The following is a 17912-nucleotide window of genomic DNA, read 5'->3' as shown; positions in this document are numbered from 1 at the left end:
TAAAAAAATGTAGGTGTGAATTTAAAATTTTATTAATAATGGTAGCTATTATTTAGAAGAGAACACCGTTATAGAGGAGTTTTACTAAATAAACTCTGTAAAAAACTTATTAAATAAGTAGCCTATTGATAGGTTTGTTGTTTTTTTATTGAAGTGTTTTTAAAATGAGATCGATAACCTTCTACTAGCTATTAAAGTTTTTTTGAAAACTTTTACTATAATAGCTAGTTAAATTAGTTTATTACTCAAGCAAACTCAGTATTACAAGTCTAAAGTTGTTATTTGTAATAAATACTTTTCCCTTTTATTATTTGAGTTAACTTTGTTCATTTACATTGTGTTTAATATAGTTTCATTAATATTGGTTTTGACTATAAACATAAGCTATAGAAAAGAGATAGAAATGCGGACTGAAAATTTTATCAACAAGATCTTAAAGAAGAAATTCATGAAAAATGTGATGATTGTAGCTTCAGGAACCGCAATAGCGCAACTGTTATCAATAATATTACTCCCAATAATAACAAGGTTGTATGGTCCAGAAGCTTATGGATTAATGGGAACATTTATAGCAATTATTACAATTTTTACACCAATTGCAGCTTTAACACTACCAATTGCAATTGTTATACCTAAAAGTGATAGAGAAGCACGACATATAGTTAGTGTATGTATTAGAATAACAATATTTATTGTACTAATATTTTTTGCTTTTATAGTTATATTCCACGATAATATAATAAGAATACTTAATGCTGAAAAAATATCTTATTTTATTTTTTTAGTTCCAGTTACAATTTTGCTTACGGGTTTATTTGAAATTCAGAAACAATGGCTTATTAGGAAACAATTATTTTCTGTAATAGCTAAAGTAAGTATACTACAACCTTTATTAATTTATGGTGGGATGGTAGGTATAGGTTTATTTTATCCATTTGCATCAATCCTGATTTTTTTAACATCAATAAAGACGGGTTTATCTGCACTAATTATTAGGTTAAAGATAAGGAATTTAGACCAAGAATATAAAATAGATTTTAAAGATAAGAAGTTTTCTTTTAAAGAAGTATTATCAAAATATAAAGATTTTCCTCTATACAGAGCTCCAGAAGTTTTTATTAGTGCTATGACACTTAATTTACCAGTAATACTTTTAACAACTTTTTTTGGTCCAACGGCGGCAGGTTTTTATACTCTTGCAAGAACTTCGCTAGGAATTCCGAGTCAATTAATAGGTAAATCAGTTGGAGATGTATTTTATCCTAAAATAGCAGAAGCTTCAAATAATAATCAAAATATCACAAAATTAATCTTGAAATCCTCAGGGGGTTTGTTTTTAATAGGAATTATACCTTTTGGGTCAGTAATAATATTTGGTCCATGGATGTATAGCTTAGTCTTCGGCCCTGATTGGAGCACTGCAGGTGAATACGCAAGGTGGATAGCGTTCATGTCAATGTTGTTATTTGTTAATAAACCGTCGGTTGTTTCGATTTCTGTAATACGCGCTCAAAGATTTCATTTGTTATTTACAATAATTTTATCTGTTTTTCAATTACTGGGTCTATACATTGGTCTTGTATATTATTCTGATGATATTCTAGCAATAGCTTTATTTAGTATTTTAAGTGGTTTACTTTATTTTATACATATAATTGTTGTTATAGTGAAGTCTCGTAAACTTTTTTCTAATAACTTATGAATTACCAAAAATATAATGGTTGTATGTTTGTTTTATTATTTAATGGATTTGAGAAAAGAGTGTTAATGATAATTGGAAGTCATAAAATGAAAATTTATTATTTCACTTCTATATAAATTAAAATTAAAGGAAGGTGAGCTTAATGTCTAAAATAACTGTAGCTGGAACAGGTTACGTTGGCTTAGTCGCAGGCGTTTGTTTTGCTGAATTTGGACATCATGTAACTTGTGTAGATATCGATGAAGATAAAGTAAACCTAATGAAATCTGGAATTTCTCCTATCTATGAAGAAGGTTTAGAAGAACTGATGAAAAAAAATTATTCAGCAGGAAGAATAGATTATACAACGGATTATAAAACAGCATACAAAGATGCAGATGCTATATTTTTAGGGGTTGGAACTCCCGAACAACCAGATGGTTCTGCTAATCTAACTTATATCGCAACAGTTGCAAGACAAATTGCTGAGACTGTGGAAAATCATTGTTTAGTAGTAGTTAAATCTACAGTGCCTGTTGGTACTAATGATAGAGTTGAACAGTTTATTCAAGATTTCTTAGTCAATGACGTAGTTGTTGAGGTAGCTTCAAATCCAGAATTTCTAGCTCAAGGGTCAGCTGTACATGACACCCTGCACGCTGAACGCATAATTATTGGTACGGAAAGTAAATGGTCCGAAGAAATGCTTAATAGTATTTATAAACCGTTTAATATACCCATTGTTTCGGTAAATAGAAGATCAGCAGAAATGATTAAATATGCTTCCAATGACTTCTTAGCGCTTAAAATCTCTTACATGAACGATATTGCTAATTTATGTGAACTCGTTGGTGCTGATATTCAAGATGTAGCTGAAGGTATGAGCTACGATGAACGTATTGGAGCTAAGTTTTTAAATGCTGGAATTGGTTTTGGAGGTTCTTGTTTCCCTAAAGATACCCAGGCACTTGATTATTTAGCTCAGCAAAATAGCTATGAACTTCAAACTGTTAAAGCAGCTATAAGCGTGAATAAAAAACAGAAAACAATCTTATATAAGAAAGCTAGCAATAGACTTATCACTTTTAGTGGTTTAAAGGTTGCTATTCTTGGACTAACTTTTAAACCTGGTACAGATGATTTAAGAGAGGCCCCCTCCCTTGAGAATGTCCCTCTTCTATTGTCACAGGGAGCTGATATTTATGCATATGATCCTGTAGGTACCAATAATTTTGCGAAGTTGTACCCTGGAGGTCCAAGTGGAAATGGAAGCATCACATATGTGCATAGTATTGAGCAGGCACTGCAAGATGCTAATGTATGCTTCATCTTTACGGAATGGGGAGAAATTAAAGCAATAGATCCACTAATGTATAAGAGGTTAATGAGAACTCCATTATTATTTGATGGAAGAAATATTTATTCCATTAACGAAATGAAAGAAGCGGGAGTAGAATATCACTCCATTGGTAGAAAAAGTGGAAGCGCAGAAACAACAAAGGGGTCATCTCATGAACTACAAAGTGCTAGACACTAGTAAACTATATCTTGTTACAGGTGCTGCTGGTTTTATCGGCTATTATCTTTCTAAGAAATTACTTGATCAGGGTTGTAGAGTGATAGGTATCGACAATCTTAATAACTATTACGACGTTAATCTTAAACATAATAGACTAGATAAGCTTAAACCTTGTGATGATTTTTCTTTTATTAAAGCAGACATATCGGATAAAGAAGTAATTACTGAGGTATTCTCCAACAATAAACCGGATATTGTTGTTCATTTGGCAGCGCAGGCAGGCGTCCGGTATTCAATCGAAAATCCAGATGCTTATATGGAGAGCAATGTTATAGGCTTCTATAATATTTTAGAAGCTTGTCGTCATAACTCTGTAGATCATTTAGTTTATGCTTCTTCAAGTTCTGTGTACGGAGCGAATAAAAAAGTTCCTTTTGAAGAAACGGATTTTGTTGACCACCCGGTATCTTTATATGCTTCGACTAAAAAGTCTAATGAATTGATGGCCCATACGTATAGTCATCTTTACAATATCCCTGCAACAGGCCTGAGGTTCTTTACAGTTTATGGCCCAATGGGACGTCCAGATATGGCTTATTTCGGATTCACACATAGATACTTCTCAGGGGAACCTATTAAGATTTATAACAATGGTGACTTTGAAAATGATCTTTATCGTGACTTCACTTATATCGATGATATTGTAGTTGGAATTGAGCGACTGTTGAGCAATGAGCCGAATGGAGAGCAAGGTGCTCCGCATAAAGTTTTCAATATCGGTAACAATAAGCCTGAAAAGTTAATGACTTTCATTGAATCATTAGAGAAAGCCTTAAGTAATGCTCTAGGTGAAGATATTGAATTTAAGAAAGAATATGAGCCTATTAAACCTGGAGACGTACCTGCTACTTATGCTTCTACTGATCAACTACAAGAAGCGGTAGGGTTTAAGCCGGAAACGACCATTCAGAATGGCTTGCAGAAGTTTGCTGATTGGTATGTGGATTACTATAATAAGAAGTAAATTCTTTTGACTGAACCATAAAATATACGAACAAAATTGTAATAGCACCAACATTTTGCGTTGGTGTTATTTCGTTTTATATAATATATGTGTATTTGCTCATGCGTGATGTAAGTAAGCGCAAGATAACCTCCAGTAACTCCTAGACTATATTCAATCGCTTCCGGTTGATAGAATTGGACACTTTTTCTCTCAAATTAAAAGTAAGTAACTGCTAATATAGAAAAAGAGTCTTCAGGATCCTATTAAATAATGTATTATCTAACATCTATCCCCCGTTTCATGGTAAAATATGTGTCGGTATTTCACTTAAAACGGAGGCTTTAGATGAATCTATCCAAAGAGACGAATAGGAAGTTCAGGCCGGAGATTGAAGGTTTACGCGCGATAGCTGCCCTATTAGTCGCGGTTTACCACATCTGGCTGGGTAATGTTTCAGGTGGAGTGGATGTGTTCTTCGTTGTATCCGGATTTTTAATAACAACGTCGCTTTTAAATATGTATGAAAGAACGGGTAAAGTTGATGGTATTGGATTTCTTCTTAAACTAGGGAAGAGGTTATTTCCCATAGCCTTCGCGGTACTCGCATTTGTCATTATTACGAGTTTTTATTTCTTACCTCAAACGCAATGGGTAACGATTATTAAAGAAGTCGCAGCTTCATTAATCTATGTGGAGAATTGGCAGCTGGCCAGTAATTCAGTCAATTATTTGGCGCAGAATAACGCGGCTAGTCCCGTGCAGCACTTCTGGGCCATGAGTACCCAGTTTCAGTTTTATATCATCTGGACTTTAGTACTGCTAACCGTAATAGCCATTGCAAGGAAATTAAATAAGAATATAAGAAATCTATTTTTCTATACATTGATAGGTATGTTTATAGTATCTATCGGTTATTCCGTGTATATAACGGGAGTAAATCAACCATGGGCCTATTTTGATACGTTTGCGAGAGTATGGGAATTTGCCGCTGGCGGGATACTTTCCTTGCTTATCGCCCATATTTCTTTTAATAAATGGACAAGTGTGGTGGCTGGCTGGATCGGACTGCTTGGTTTAATTACCTGCGGACTGCTCTTACAGGTAGGGACTGTTTTTCCCGGCTATGCGGCTCTTTGGCCAGTAATGTGCGCCATTTTCATATTAGTCGCGGGTAATAATGGTGGAAAGTATGGCGTTCACCATCTCCTAAGTGCGAAACCTCTCGTGAAGTTCGGGGGGATTTCGTACGGTTTCTATCTATGGCACTGGCCGATGTTGGTCTTATATTACAATATCACGGGGAACCAGACCGTATCTGTCGTTCACGGTTTGTTAATCATTGGACTAGCCATAGTCGTTTCGTATGCAACTACGAATCTAGTAGAGAAACCAATCAGAAACAGAAAAATACAGTCTAAGCCAAAATTAGCACTCATTTTACTTGGAATCGCTATTCCTGTCGTGGTTTTAAATGGATCCTGGACGTATTACGTGAAAGATACACAAGCGGCCTCTGCTAGTGTTGAAATAACGAATACGGATTACCCTGGAGCCATGGCGATGGAACCAGGGAAAGAATTTAGTACCGATGAACCGTTTATGCCCACCGTTTTACAAGCGAAGGACGAAGTGCCGATAAGTTACGGTGATGGGTGCCACCAGGGGATGGAAGAGTCAGAAGTGATCATGTGCGAATATGGAGATGTAGAGGACCCAGAATACACAATCGCCCTGGTTGGCGGTTCTCATAGTGCGCATTGGTTAGCCCCATTGAAAATATACGCAAATGAGAACGATATAAAAATACTGAACTACACCCGGAGTGCATGCAGGTTCTCGAGCGAATCTTATTTATTAACCACGAAACTCGACCAAAAGACGTGTGCCAAGTGGAATGAAACCGTTATGGATAAATTAATCGAGAAACAACCCGACTTAGTTTATACACCTGCCGACGCTACGGAATGGGAAGGGATACCAGAGGGCTATGTGGATCAGTGGAGAAAACTGAATGAACATGACATCAACGTGTTTGCCCTGAAAGACAACCCGAGAGCTGAGTTTGATATTCCGACGTGTATTGATAAGAATGGTCGAAACGCTGAAGAATGTAAAACGGAGAATAACCTGGAAGATTTATCAGATGAAGTCGATCAACTTAATTTAGACAATGTGTACTATGCTGATTTGACGGATAAATTCTGTAATGAAGATGTATGTAAGCCGATTATCGGAAATGTACTCGTTTATCAGGATGGTCACCATCTAACGAGAACGTACGCGAAAACGCTGGCGCCTTATGTGGGCGAGAAAGTGACGAAAGCGTTGAACCATTTTTATGATGAGTAGCCGGGATGGTTGCTATGGGAAGAGCACCTCTTTGGGGGTGCTTTTTTTGATGCGCGCGGTATTATCCATATGGATCCTATTACGGGAATATGACCTGAACGGGTTTTTTGTAAGAACGTTATTTGATAATGTTAAATGTAGGAAAATTGTGCTTGTTATAAAGGAGTTTTTTGTTTGAAGGCAAAAATAATTACATTTTGGGCGATCGTTGTTCTTATAGGTATAGGAAGTTATCTTTACTACACCTTAGGTGATCCCTTGGAAATTACTGAAGAAAGTGAAGTGCAGTTAGCCCCGGGCGGTGAAGAAGATGGCAATGGACTTGCTTTGTCACTTGATGCTTACATTGAAAATAATTCCTCGGATCCATCACAACCTTATTATGCGGAGTTTGTCATAGAGAGTGAAAAACTTATGTCCATAATAAGCAACCCTCAAAGAAAATATAGAACAGAATTACTAGAAGTACCTCCTCATAGCACTATGCCTAACAGTGTTACAGTAGGACTTAAGGGTGAAAGAGATAAAAATCTATATGAGAATTTAATAAATAATGGCGCTGTAAAAGTAAATCTGCTGGATGAAAATGAAAAAGTGATTAAATCAAAAGTAATTAACGATTTTGAGATAGACATGAGACCAGAAGATATATAATGAAAATCTTCACGCTAGGAAGGTTAAAGCACTGATACTCTGAGGCCCAGGACCACACGTTTTCTTATGCCATTCATATTGTAAGGAAAAGTATGGATGGGAGGAGAATCAGGTGGGGGATTTAATTCCTTTTCGACCGTCAGGAAAAAGAGAGCCTAACGATGATTTACAAAGATTCAAAATGCATGTGAGGAAGCTGCAAGAAGCAAAAACAAGAGCGGAGATGAATTATCATTATCATCAAGCCAAGCACATCCTTGAGAAGGCAGGATATAGATTAGAAGATTGAGATTTCAAGTCTTGTTCGTGTATAGGCCATTGGCATTTTAGAATGAGGTTCCGGAGCTTAAAGCATCCCTAAGGGGGTGCTTTTTTATTTTGGAGATTTTTTATAAGGGAAATTTAATGGTCGAGTAAGGTATTATTTACTAGGTTTATTATACTTAATAAATAGTAATTATTGTATAATTCGGGTTTACATAAATGTTACTATCCTATAACATGAAGATTACGAGTCTTTGTTCACGCTTACATAGGAAAGAGCATTCCGATCAAGATACCTAGCAGAATAAGGCTGCTCGTGGTTTTGTCTTCTGTACGAGGTGAAACTTCCTAACTTTCGAGTACATGGACTTTAGGCTCAGGAAGTGTGATGCAGAGTATTTTAATAAACTCGCAGCATCATAGTCCTATAGTTTTCCAAACCAAAATCTAGATAAATCCATTTTAGAAGGAGATAAGAATGAACAGTAAAAAAATAATCGTTTCTACCGCGCTAACCGCGTCACTTGCACTTGGCGGAACTTTTGCAGCGCCTAACGTTATGAATACGAGTGTGGTACAAGCTGAGACATCCTTCGATCTTACGCAGGATTATGCAGACCAATTAAGTAGTGAGAATACAGCATTTGATTCGGTCGTTGATGAATTAGGAGAACCGGATCAGCAAGATGAAATAGAAGGTATTCAGTCTGCTTCCTGGACAGACGGTGATGGGGATTTATTAACCGTGAGTACGGGTATAGACGGTGAGAACGTGGAATCCGTCGTATTCTCTGAAGCTGGAGATATGGATTTTGAAACCGTTGATGCCGACCTGGCAGCAGCATTTGAAGAGATAGAGGCTGGTGATTCTTATGAAGAAGTTGTGGATATTATCGGCGCAGAAGGTACCAAAGGTGCATCAAGTAAAGCACAATTTGAGGATATGAGCTCTACAGCTTCCGTTTACACGTGGCAGACCGAAGACTTAGATATCCTTTCTGTCGCTTTCTCTGATGGAGGTATGGGTGCTATGACGTTATTCAGTGATGGAGAGACGCGAAACTTCGTAGCTGACGGCTCAGAAGTACCGGAAGAAGAGAATGATGATTCCGACAATGATGCAGAGGAAGAGCCTGCTGAAGAAGAAAATAATGACGGTCAGGAAGATTCCGCTGATGAAGGCTCTGAAAGTGAAGAGCAGGAAGATCAGTCCGGCGATGACAGTGAGCAAGAAGAAGCTACTGAATCCGAAGAAGAGAATGCTTCTGAGGAAGACTCTGGAAACGTGACAGAAGAAGAGGCTTCCAATGATGAAGCAGCAGATCAAGATGGAGAAAGCGCAGAAGAAAAAGAAGGCGGCGAGCTGCCAGACACTTCTTCTTCCCTTCCGCTTGGAATGTTAGCTGGTTTGGGTGTAGCGCTCCTGGGAGCAGTAGGCCTGGGTATTCGTAAGACAAAATCTCAATAATGAAGAAGGCAGGCGATTTAACGCCTGCTTTTTTTATGATTAAGGGCGGGGAAGTAATGATTCGGAAACTAAGCATATTGTTTTTAGTATGGGGATCGTAATATAACAAATAATAATTTTAATAGAAAATAGGAAGGAGTTAATACCTATTAATCGAAATAATTATATTGATCTCTATACATAGTTACATTATCGAGTACTATTCCGGAAGGCGGGTTTTAGTTGGAGTTTTTTAATGCACAAAGCTTAATATTTGATAATAATTTAATTATAGCCATTATAGCTATTAATATGACCATTATTGGATTAACGTCCTTGGCTGAGACAAAAAGAATCATCGGGGTAGACTATGGGAAGTTTTTAGTAAAGAGATATAGAGCTTTCAACAGAATAAGAATATACAACATTCTTATTGGCTTCGCTTTGATTAATGTAAGTTCTTTATTCTTAATGGCAGTAAAAACCATGGAGTTTCGCTTAATTAATTCTCTTTTGCTGATGATAAGTCTTGGTTTTGCGATGTATTATTTCTTCGCTTATATTATCTCGGAGAATAAACTTGTAAGAAAACAAATCTACGAAGATGAGCTACAGAATTTATACTACTCCAGTGACTCTTACGATCATCAGGAAGCGGATGTTTTAACAGATATGTCTGGCGGTTCAAGAACAAATAAAAAGCTTTCGAGCAATGTAATCAATTATTTCATTACATATAATAGTGAATCTCAAAGTGCGTTTGCCGATATATTCGGCCCAAGTTCTTTACTTTATGATTATTCCAATAAGAATATAAAGAAATGGAAGCGTAAATATTCTACTTTCCCTTATAAATACCGCAAACATTCCAACGGTATGTTTGATATATCCTACGAGTATTTTCAACTATTCAGAAGCAGTGAACACCAGGATAGATGGACGTTGGAAATATTGAGACTCTTTGATGGCGATAGAAGGGTGAATGACTGTCATGATCTACTTAGATTCTATAATTTTACAAGAGTGGTCACTCACCTAAATTTGTTTGGTTCTAATGAAAATATATACAGATATAAGTTTCTAGAATACTTAACTGTCTTTTATTATCAGGCCGTGGCGATTACATACGAAGAAGTGCAAAGTCTAGATAGAGAAAAATTGATAGAGGTTGAAGAATATACTTTTAATGAACTGATCGATTTCTTCTATCATGATGAGCATAATCAAAGGGATTCAGCTTTTTTCAAAAGTGCTGATCGTATTATGAGAGAAATGATATTACATAATAAGTATAAAGGAATGTTAAGTGAAGAAAGATTGCTGTTTCTATTTCTGGAGAAGTCACTAGAACGGGATAGTAGTAAAATGCAGGAGGTATTCACTAGTATTCTCGAAGAATATCACATCCATCAAGATGAGAATGAAATACCGGATAATTTAAAGTATAACTCCGTCAAGCAGTATATTGCTGCTTACCGTAAACCTAAAGATGCGGGGTATGGTCTAACTAGAGAGGATTTATTTGAAGGGAAATTTGTAACCACTCAATAGGTTTTATAGTAATATAAGAAGTCTGGACCGTGGAAATTATAGGACATAATGACTCTCTGGAATTGGAGAAGGGTTTACTTATAAACTATAGTGAGTATTAGAGTAAGGGAGGTAATCGTGTGATTATAGTTGAAAATACGGAACAAAATGCGGGCGTGGAGGTTTCAGGAGACTTTCATGACTTTGAAGCCCTTTACGAAGCGTTACATAATATTGTAGGTGAAGAAGGAGAATATCCTCCCTATGATGGGGCAAGACTTCACGTGCTGGCTGTTTGCTATGATCTGCGTCATGCCATGATGGGAGATCGTTCGTTTAAACGAGTGGAAAACGGTTTGGATCGGGAGAAAATGAGATACTTAACCATGATCGCCAGTGAAGAAAATATCTATTTAACGATTCAGGTCCTATGGCCGGAACTTCTATTTGTAACGATGGCACTCAACGACTTCATTAAGGAATATGCTGGCAAAAACGCCCGGCATACAAGCAATTCTTTAGAGCATGCGAAGAATATTTGGAGTGAGGATATCGCTCTTGTGCGGATGTTTCAATCGCAAATTGCCAAAGCCATTGCGGCGGTGGTTTCTCCTTCTTCTTATACACGTATGATGAACATGATGAACAAGCACGATTATTGGACCATGAATTATACCACTCAATACCTGACCGTGTTAAACAGCAAGTTTATCAATATGGATGCAGATGAACGAGTAAGGAATCTGACCATTGTGGCGAAGCGTTTAACAGAAGCAGGTAAAGAGTATGAGGAAGTAAAGAGAGAAGTACGGGAAGCTGCGGAGAACTACCAATGCTCTCCTCAGGATATTCGGCTGAAGGTTCATTTCCCGGAGGAGATTGATTGGTAGAGACACAATTGACTTTAAATCGATTGGCGACTGACTGTGTGATCAATCGTAGGAGGCCCTTATAAGCAGTGAAGTCTTCTCGGTGATATACAGTATTATTAGGGTTTAGCTTTTAATATGTATATATTGTATAATAAAGTTAAGTATAATCTAGGAGGTGTAGTCGTGTTAAAAGAAGATCGTAAACAAGAAGCTCACCAACTAATCGAAGAAATTGACAGTGAAGAAAAGCTTGAGGTAATTGTAAGTTTTTTAAAGAAAGCTAACGAAGATCCACACATATCACAACAGATTGCAGAAGTTAAATCATCTAAAAGAGACAATATTGTTGTAGATATAGGAGGAAGTGAAGTTAAGTTGGTTACAATTCGTGAAGAAGAAGAAGAATTTGATAAACTAACTAAAGAAGACATTAATAAAATCACCAAAGCAAAACAAGAGTTTAAAAAGGGCGAATATGTCACATTTGATGAGGTATTTGGTGATGTATGAGATTTTACTAAGTAAAGGTGCTGAAAAGTTCGTTAGAAAACAAGATGTTCCAACTAAGAAAAGGATAAAGAAAGCATTGCTCGACTTAGCAGAAGACCCACACAATAACATCTTAGATACCAAAAAGCTCTCCACAGGTGACATGAGACTTAGAGTCGGTAAGTTTAGAGTCATTTATGAGCTTGACAACGAGAACATAATTATCCACGTATTGGATATAGGTTCAAGAGGTCAAGTTTATAAATGACTTTTTACTTTGTAAAAAAAGTTTAGAGGCCTCAGGACGCTTTACATAATTAGGAGGGTCTGACCCTAAGCAGGATTAACTTTTTAAAGTTCCAATTATATAGTAATAGAGCATAAACACTTGGTTCTCAGGAAGCAAATCATACCTGTCGAAACTAGGTGTTTTTTCATTGATTTCGGGGCCTGATCCCCCGGTAGACTATTTAAAATCATCAGATGGATGAAAGAGCGTCACCATAGACGATGAATGACATCTTAATGTTAGTTAGCAGGATCAATTGTATTTTAGTGAATAGGTGTAAGTGCTTACGGATGTTGGGAATAGAAAGACAAGCAATCGATTTTATAGAAGGAGGATCTAGACATGATTGATCCGTCCGAATTACCCCTGGAAATCGTCCGGGATTTTCAGGTGTTTTTAAACTATATCGACGAGGAAAAAGTAACCGTCACTAAAACAAAAGGGTATATGCAGCGCAAGCATTGCTATCAGCTGAACCAGAGGTTTGAAGTGCAGAATACGGGGGTTACGGAGAAGAACGATCAAATCTACTATACAAGAGTTCATTTGTTTTATTATCTGGCTCTAAATGGAAAATTAATGACACGTAAAGGCAACCGTCTGATCTTACTGGACCGTGCGGCCGAATTTTACCGTTTCTCCAATCTGCAGAAGTATCTATTTTTGCTGGAAACGTTATGGATAGACACGGACTGGGCAGTGTTCACAGAGCACGAGAAAGCCATCTATGGATCTGTCATTGAAGCCTGCGGTGGGGTGCTCTCTCAACCTCCGGAACAGGAGATCGAAGTGACATTTGGAAAGTTTGCTGTTTCTATCTATCAGATGGGGCATATGGTGCCTGTACTTTCCTACTTTGGTCTATGGAATTACACGCTTTCGGAAAAGATGGAATCGGTCAAACAGAATATCCACCCAGCATCGATTCAGACCACGAAAGTTGGCTGGAAGCTCCTGCAGACGCTATTGCTCACACGTCCGGTATCGATTTGGAATGTACCAGCAAGAAGGCACGAAGGCGAGTGGCTGGTCACCCCCGGACGTTATCCGGAAGGCGGGAATAGTTTGATGTTTGTGGAGGAGATGGTCGCAGCAGAGTATGGATTGCACTTCTCCCAGGGCGATGAGGACGAGCGTTTTACTGATCGTTTTAAAGGTTTGTTTGGAACGAATGAGCTGTACCCAATGTTTCCGAGAAGGTGAAGAGCCATTTCAAGGTATGTATACATTTTGACTAACGCATGGGGATGCGACGGTAAGAATTCAATGTTCTACTGACGCCACCATGGAAGATCTTCATGGTGCCATTCAACAAGCCTATGAGTGGCGGGATGTTCATTTGTACAGCTTCTTCATGACCGGCAAAGCCTGGACCGAACCTTCCATCAGCAGTCCGGAAGAGTGGACATCGGCACACTCCGCCGATCAAGTCTTACTTTGGGAAACAGTGTAAAACAAGGCGATACGATCCTTTATGTTTACGACTATGGTGAGGAGTGGCGAGTGAAGATAAAGGTGGAAGAGAATATAGAAGGATAACTGAAGTCATACAAATGAGGAAATCACTGAGTTTATATGGACTGGATCAAACAGATGAAAATCAATGATCATACAGTCCTTCATTTATCCCTTTCAATCTGGTAAATAGAAATGCTCTCAGCTTGTGATCCAAATGCGATATTTCTTCCGGGTAGTAGATGAGATATTGAGCCTTTCTGATATCGAGGATATGTATACTCCTGTGCCCATCATTCTCAAATTCGGTACGCGTTAAAATATAATCCATCGTATAATTTCTTCCTTCCATTTTAGTAGTAAGGCAGCACAGCAAATCGTGGATATTGCAGTGCTGCCTTGTTATTCCTAAATCCTTATTGTTCAGAATGTCTTCTATACTCCTTTCCAGATACTTATTCCGGAGATCTTTTGAACTCTTCCGGTACGTTTACGTCATTGAATAAGTAAGATGGACTGACGCCCAGTGCAAAAGAGATCGCAATGATCTGGTAGATGCCGGGATGCCTCTCTGCTCGTTCAATGTAACCGATATAATTTGGTGACAGCTCGACTTCGTAGGCGAGTTCTTCCTGGGTCATGTCCAGGTGTATTCGTTTATTACGTACTTGGGTACCAAAAATGGCAATGGCTTCTTCAATAGGTTCTTTTCTCATACTAAAATTTTCGTATGCAATGGGGAAACTTACCACAAACTGAGAGTGATATTTTTACATATTAAGTAAAAACAGAGGTGTTTTTTCTATTTATTTCTTACATGAAGTTGGAATGGGGATAATTTTTTAAATAAATGGTAGAAATCAGGGAGGGCCTTTTCACATATTAATTCTACCCTAAAGAAGGAAGGATAGAGAAAAAAATTAATCTTAGAATCTCTATTTCATTTTTAAGATGCAGTAACTTTAGTCAGGTTTATTTCAAATTAATTAACAATTAATGATACTTTTATACTATAATAGAGGTTATGTGAATACATAAAAGAGGGCACAGAAGAAAAAAGGAGAATATGTTAATGATCTTTGAAAAAGCACGATTGCAGAGAGTATTTCGAATAGTAATTCTAGCACTTATTATTTCTTCAGGAGCACCAGGGGTAAATTTTGCAGCTTCTGATGTCGCTCCTCCAACATTAAGTAATTTAAATGTTTCGAAACAGGAGGCTACAGTAGGGGATGAAGTGAAAATTACAGCTGATGTAATTGATGAAGTATCAGGTGTAGACGACGTAAGAATTAGGTATAAATCTCCCCTAGGCACTGCAAGTAAATATATCAACTTAAGGTTAAATTCTGCAACAGGTAAATACGAGGGAAGTTTTGTGATTGAGAAATATGATAGTTCAGGAAATTGGGGGATAGATGAAATAAGCTTGAGAGATAAACAGGGCAACTACTATTATTACTATCATTCGGATGATAGAACTTCCAAAGGTGAAGGCTACGAGAATATAGATCTCAGTCAGTATGATGTAAAGGTATCAGGGACAGAAGAAGATAATTCGGCACCTACACTAAATGAACTAATCATCACGCCAAGAAACGTGACTGAAGGTGATACTGTAAAAGTCGAAGCGGATGTGACAGACGACTTATCAGGTGTAGATGACATAAGAATTAGGTATAAATCTCCCCTAGGCACTGCAAGTAAATATATCAACTTAAGGTTAAATTCTGCAACAGGTAAATACGAGGGAAGTTTTGTGATTGAGAAATATGATAGTTCAGGAAATTGGGGGATAGATGAAATAAGCTTGAGAGATAAACAGGGCAACTACTATTATTACTATCATTCGGATAATAGCACCTCCAAAGGTGAAGGTTACGAGAATATAGATCTTAGTGAATATGATGTAGTCGTAGAAGAAACAGACAAAATTGCACCAGTAACAAGTATCGAGCTCACATCTTCCACGCCAATGAACAATGAATGGTATCCTTCAAATGTTACCGCTGCTTTAAGCGCAACAGATGAAGAATCCGGTATTAAAAAGGTAGAATATCGGATTAATGAAGGAACCTGGATCGAATATACAGATGCTTTTGAAATTAGTGAAGAAGGCGAAGTTCAGCTTGATTACCGAAGCGTGGATAACGTGGGTAATGTAGAAGAAATTCAAACCGAAACCATTAAAATAGACAAAACATCGCCAGTGACGACAACTTCTGAAGTTCCTTCAAACTGGGGAAATGAAGAAGTGGAACTATCCTTAACAGCTAAGGATGAATCGTCAGGTATGAAATCTATCGAATACAGAATTAACGAAGGCGATTGGAAAGCGTATAATACCCCTATTCTTATCGCCAAAGAAGGTAAAAATGCGATAGAATATCGAAGTACAGATCAAGCAGGGAACCAGGAAGAGATTAAGAGTGTCGATGTTAATCTTGATCTTGAATCACCAGAAACTTCGCTCAGTTCTGTGAGTGACGAATGGCATACTTCAGATGTAGAATTAACGTTAAATTCTTCAGATGCTTTGTCAGGAGTCGAAAGAACGGAATATAGAGTAAATGAAGGAGAATGGGTCAACTACAATACTTCTATTCTAGTTGAAGAAGATGGAAACAATAAAGTAGAATTTCGCAGTATCGATCATGCTGGGAACGTAGAAGCAACTCAAAGCAAAGTCGTTAAAGTAGACAAAACAGCGCCAGTCACTTCTACTGGGAATGTACTAACAGACTGGTCCAAGCAGGATATTGAGCTAACATTATCATCCTCTGACGAGTTGTCAGGTGTAGCTTCTATCGAATACAGAATTAATGAAGGAAAATGGACAGCCTATAGCGATCCTATTACGGTAGATCGTGAAGGATCAACTACAATAGAATATAGAAGTATCGATCAAGCAGGTAATGAAGAGGACATCCAAAGTGTTGTAGTCAAAATTGACAAAACCGCCCCGGTCACTACAGCTTCTGAAATTCCTGCCGAATGGCTGAATGAGGAAGTGGAATTGACATTAACAGCCGAGGAAGAATTATCAGGTCCAGCTTCTATTGAATATAAACTTAACGGTAGTGAATGGACATCATATAACGGGACTGTTACGTTGAGCCAAGAAGGCGAAAATGTGGTCGAGTATCGAAGTGTAGATGGAGCTGGAAATGAAGAAGATACGAAGAGCTTAACCGTTAAGCTTGATTTAATTGCTCCAGAAACTTCAATTAATGATGTAAGCGATCAATGGCAGGACTCAAGTGTAGAGTTAGCCCTGAGTGCGACAGACTCACTAACAGGGGTTAGCAAAACTGAATATAGAATAAATGACGGAGAATGGACATCTTATAGTACACCCGTGGAACTTAAGGAAGAAGGTACACATAAGCTCGAGTACCGCAGCTTTGATAAGGCTGGCAATGAAGAAGACATTCAAAGTAAAATGATCAAAATAGATACAACTTCTCCCGTCACTTCTATGAGTTCTGAAAACCAAGACACTGCCGTAGAGGTAACCCTGAGTTCCTCCGACGCTCTTTCCGGGGTTAAGAAGACAGAATATCGAATCAATCAGGGAGAATGGCAGGAATATAACACTGCTATTCTAGTAACTGAAGAAGGAACTAACACTGTGGACTATCGCAGTTTGGACATCGCAGGGAACGTGGAAGAAATTAATTCGTCAGATGTAACTATTGAGAAACCTTCGAATGATGTTAGTTTCAAGGATATCGAAGGGCATTGGGCTGAAGAAGAGATTAATTATTTAGTAGAAGATAACTTGTTGGTAGGGTATGATGACGGAACCTTCAAGCCGAATGTAAATATAACGCGGGCCGAAGCTGCGACAGTCATCTCTAGAGAACTAGGGCTTGAAAAGGTTGTATCTGACTTTCCAGATGTAGCTGAAGATCATTGGGCGAGCGGATACATTGGAGCAGCCGCAAAGGCGAAAATCCTCTCAGGATACAATGATGGTACCTTTCAACCGAATGAAAATTTAAGTCGGGCAGAAATGGCCATTATTGTTTCAAAAGCTTATCAATTACAAGGTCAAACTTCTATTTTTACAGATACTAAAGGGCACTGGGCAGATTCCTATATTCAAACCCTGGCCGCCAACAATATAACCGTTGGCTATCCGGACGGAACGTTTAGACCGGAGCAGGAGATTACTAGAGCAGAATTTGCCTCTTTTGTAGCGAGAGTATTGGAAGAGAGTTTCAGACCAACTGAAGGATAAACGTTTAGATTAATGTTGTAAAATGAGATTTAAAACATCTTCCGTGGGTAATAGTTCTTATACATGGAAGATGTTTTTTAAGTGTAATAGAAAATTATTCAATTAAAATAGTAG

At 37.7% G+C, this 17912-nt stretch carries 16 protein-coding genes; 15 read left to right on the top strand and 1 reads right to left on the bottom strand.

Features of this window, described 5'->3' with window-relative positions; genetic code table 11:
* Positions 1 to 448: 448 nt before the first annotated feature.
* The 14 genes from BMZ06_RS02390 (at position 449) to BMZ06_RS21250 (ending at position 13639) form a co-directional block, all read left to right on the top strand.
* Positions 449 to 1702, top strand: coding sequence for a lipopolysaccharide biosynthesis protein (locus BMZ06_RS02390; RefSeq protein ID WP_175477773.1), 1254 nt, complete (start codon positions 449 to 451; stop codon positions 1700 to 1702).
* A 142-nt stretch (positions 1703 to 1844) separates the two neighbouring features.
* A complete protein-coding gene (locus tag BMZ06_RS02385; protein ID WP_089749787.1) occupies positions 1845 to 3218 on the top strand; it encodes a UDP-glucose dehydrogenase family protein in 1374 nt (457 codons plus the stop codon).
* Positions 3193 to 4224 carry a GDP-mannose 4,6-dehydratase gene (locus tag BMZ06_RS02380; protein WP_089749785.1) on the top strand — a complete coding sequence of 344 codons (1032 nt, stop codon included), beginning with the start codon at positions 3193 to 3195 and terminating at the stop codon, positions 4222 to 4224. The genes BMZ06_RS02385 and BMZ06_RS02380 overlap by 26 nt, the downstream gene beginning before the upstream one ends.
* Before the next feature lie 327 nt (positions 4225 to 4551).
* Positions 4552 to 6555 (top strand): acyltransferase family protein, encoded by a 2004-nt coding sequence (locus tag BMZ06_RS02375; protein ID WP_089749783.1) that lies wholly within the window; start codon positions 4552 to 4554, stop codon positions 6553 to 6555.
* A gap of 174 nt (positions 6556 to 6729) precedes the next feature.
* A complete protein-coding gene (locus BMZ06_RS02370) occupies positions 6730 to 7209 on the top strand; it encodes a hypothetical protein (RefSeq protein WP_089749781.1) in 480 nt (159 codons plus the stop codon).
* Positions 7210 to 7321: 112 nt separating this feature from the next.
* A complete protein-coding gene (locus BMZ06_RS20565) occupies positions 7322 to 7498 on the top strand; it encodes a hypothetical protein (RefSeq protein WP_175477772.1) in 177 nt (58 codons plus the stop codon).
* Positions 7499 to 7951: 453 nt separating this feature from the next.
* Complete coding sequence (locus BMZ06_RS02365; RefSeq protein WP_089749779.1) at positions 7952 to 8941, top strand: LPXTG cell wall anchor domain-containing protein; 990 nt, start codon at positions 7952 to 7954, stop codon at positions 8939 to 8941.
* A 222-nt stretch (positions 8942 to 9163) separates the two neighbouring features.
* Positions 9164 to 10471: a hypothetical protein gene (locus BMZ06_RS02360; protein ID WP_089749777.1), complete on the top strand. Its 1308-nt coding sequence runs from the start codon at positions 9164 to 9166 to the stop codon at positions 10469 to 10471.
* Positions 10472 to 10590: 119 nt separating this feature from the next.
* A complete protein-coding gene (locus BMZ06_RS02355; protein ID WP_089749775.1) occupies positions 10591 to 11340 on the top strand; it encodes a DUF6904 family protein in 750 nt (249 codons plus the stop codon).
* Positions 11341 to 11505: 165 nt separating this feature from the next.
* Positions 11506 to 11832 carry a hypothetical protein gene (locus tag BMZ06_RS02350; RefSeq protein ID WP_089749774.1) on the top strand — a complete coding sequence of 109 codons (327 nt, stop codon included), beginning with the start codon at positions 11506 to 11508 and terminating at the stop codon, positions 11830 to 11832.
* Positions 11825 to 12079: a type II toxin-antitoxin system RelE family toxin gene (locus BMZ06_RS02345; protein WP_089749772.1), complete on the top strand. Its 255-nt coding sequence runs from the start codon at positions 11825 to 11827 to the stop codon at positions 12077 to 12079. Before BMZ06_RS02350 ends, BMZ06_RS02345 begins: the two co-directional genes overlap by 8 nt.
* A gap of 363 nt (positions 12080 to 12442) precedes the next feature.
* Positions 12443 to 13303, top strand: a complete 861-nt coding sequence (locus BMZ06_RS02340) for a hypothetical protein (protein ID WP_089749770.1) — start codon at positions 12443 to 12445, stop codon at positions 13301 to 13303.
* Positions 13304 to 13361: 58 nt separating this feature from the next.
* Entirely contained in the window at positions 13362 to 13553 is a 192-nt protein-coding gene (locus tag BMZ06_RS21015) for an IS1096 element passenger TnpR family protein (RefSeq protein ID WP_281244433.1), read from the top strand.
* Positions 13502 to 13639: an IS1096 element passenger TnpR family protein gene (locus tag BMZ06_RS21250; RefSeq protein WP_425431749.1), complete on the top strand. Its 138-nt coding sequence runs from the start codon at positions 13502 to 13504 to the stop codon at positions 13637 to 13639. Before BMZ06_RS21015 ends, BMZ06_RS21250 begins: the two co-directional genes overlap by 52 nt.
* 371 nt (positions 13640 to 14010) lie before the next feature.
* Here the strand turns inward: BMZ06_RS21250 and BMZ06_RS02325 are convergent, their stop codons facing one another.
* Positions 14011 to 14271 (bottom strand): helix-turn-helix domain-containing protein, encoded by a 261-nt coding sequence (locus tag BMZ06_RS02325; RefSeq protein WP_089749764.1) that lies wholly within the window; start codon positions 14269 to 14271, stop codon positions 14011 to 14013.
* A gap of 356 nt (positions 14272 to 14627) precedes the next feature.
* On the opposite strand from BMZ06_RS02325, the gene BMZ06_RS02320 reads away from it, so the two are divergent.
* A complete protein-coding gene (locus tag BMZ06_RS02320; protein ID WP_175477770.1) occupies positions 14628 to 17798 on the top strand; it encodes an S-layer homology domain-containing protein in 3171 nt (1056 codons plus the stop codon).
* The last annotated feature ends 114 nt before the right edge of the window (positions 17799 to 17912 follow it).

This window comes from Halobacillus alkaliphilus (genome assembly GCF_900113125.1).
Classification (GTDB): Bacteria; Bacillota; Bacilli; order Bacillales; family Halobacillaceae; genus Halobacillus; species Halobacillus alkaliphilus.
The sequence above is the reverse complement of the archived record's forward strand: the minus strand, read 5'-3'. Positions and strand labels throughout refer to the sequence as shown.

Excerpts from the sequence above, each read along its gene's own strand:
- BMZ06_RS02365 (WP_089749779.1), top strand. The coding sequence starts at position 7,952 with ATGAACAGTAAAAAAATAATCGTTTCTACCGCGCTAACCGCGTCACTT.
- BMZ06_RS02320 (WP_175477770.1), top strand. The coding sequence starts at position 14,628 with ATGATCTTTGAAAAAGCACGATTGCAGAGAGTATTTCGAATAGTAATT.
- BMZ06_RS02380 (WP_089749785.1), top strand. The coding sequence starts at position 3,193 with ATGAACTACAAAGTGCTAGACACTAGTAAACTATATCTTGTTACAGGT.
- BMZ06_RS02375 (WP_089749783.1), top strand. The coding sequence starts at position 4,552 with ATGAATCTATCCAAAGAGACGAATAGGAAGTTCAGGCCGGAGATTGAA.
- BMZ06_RS02325 (WP_089749764.1), bottom strand. The coding sequence starts at position 14,271 with ATGAGAAAAGAACCTATTGAAGAAGCCATTGCCATTTTTGGTACCCAA.
- BMZ06_RS02340 (WP_089749770.1), top strand. The coding sequence starts at position 12,443 with ATGATTGATCCGTCCGAATTACCCCTGGAAATCGTCCGGGATTTTCAG.
- BMZ06_RS02390 (WP_175477773.1), top strand. The coding sequence starts at position 449 with ATGAAAAATGTGATGATTGTAGCTTCAGGAACCGCAATAGCGCAACTG.
- BMZ06_RS02345 (WP_089749772.1), top strand. The coding sequence starts at position 11,825 with ATGTATGAGATTTTACTAAGTAAAGGTGCTGAAAAGTTCGTTAGAAAA.
- BMZ06_RS02385 (WP_089749787.1), top strand. The coding sequence starts at position 1,845 with ATGTCTAAAATAACTGTAGCTGGAACAGGTTACGTTGGCTTAGTCGCA.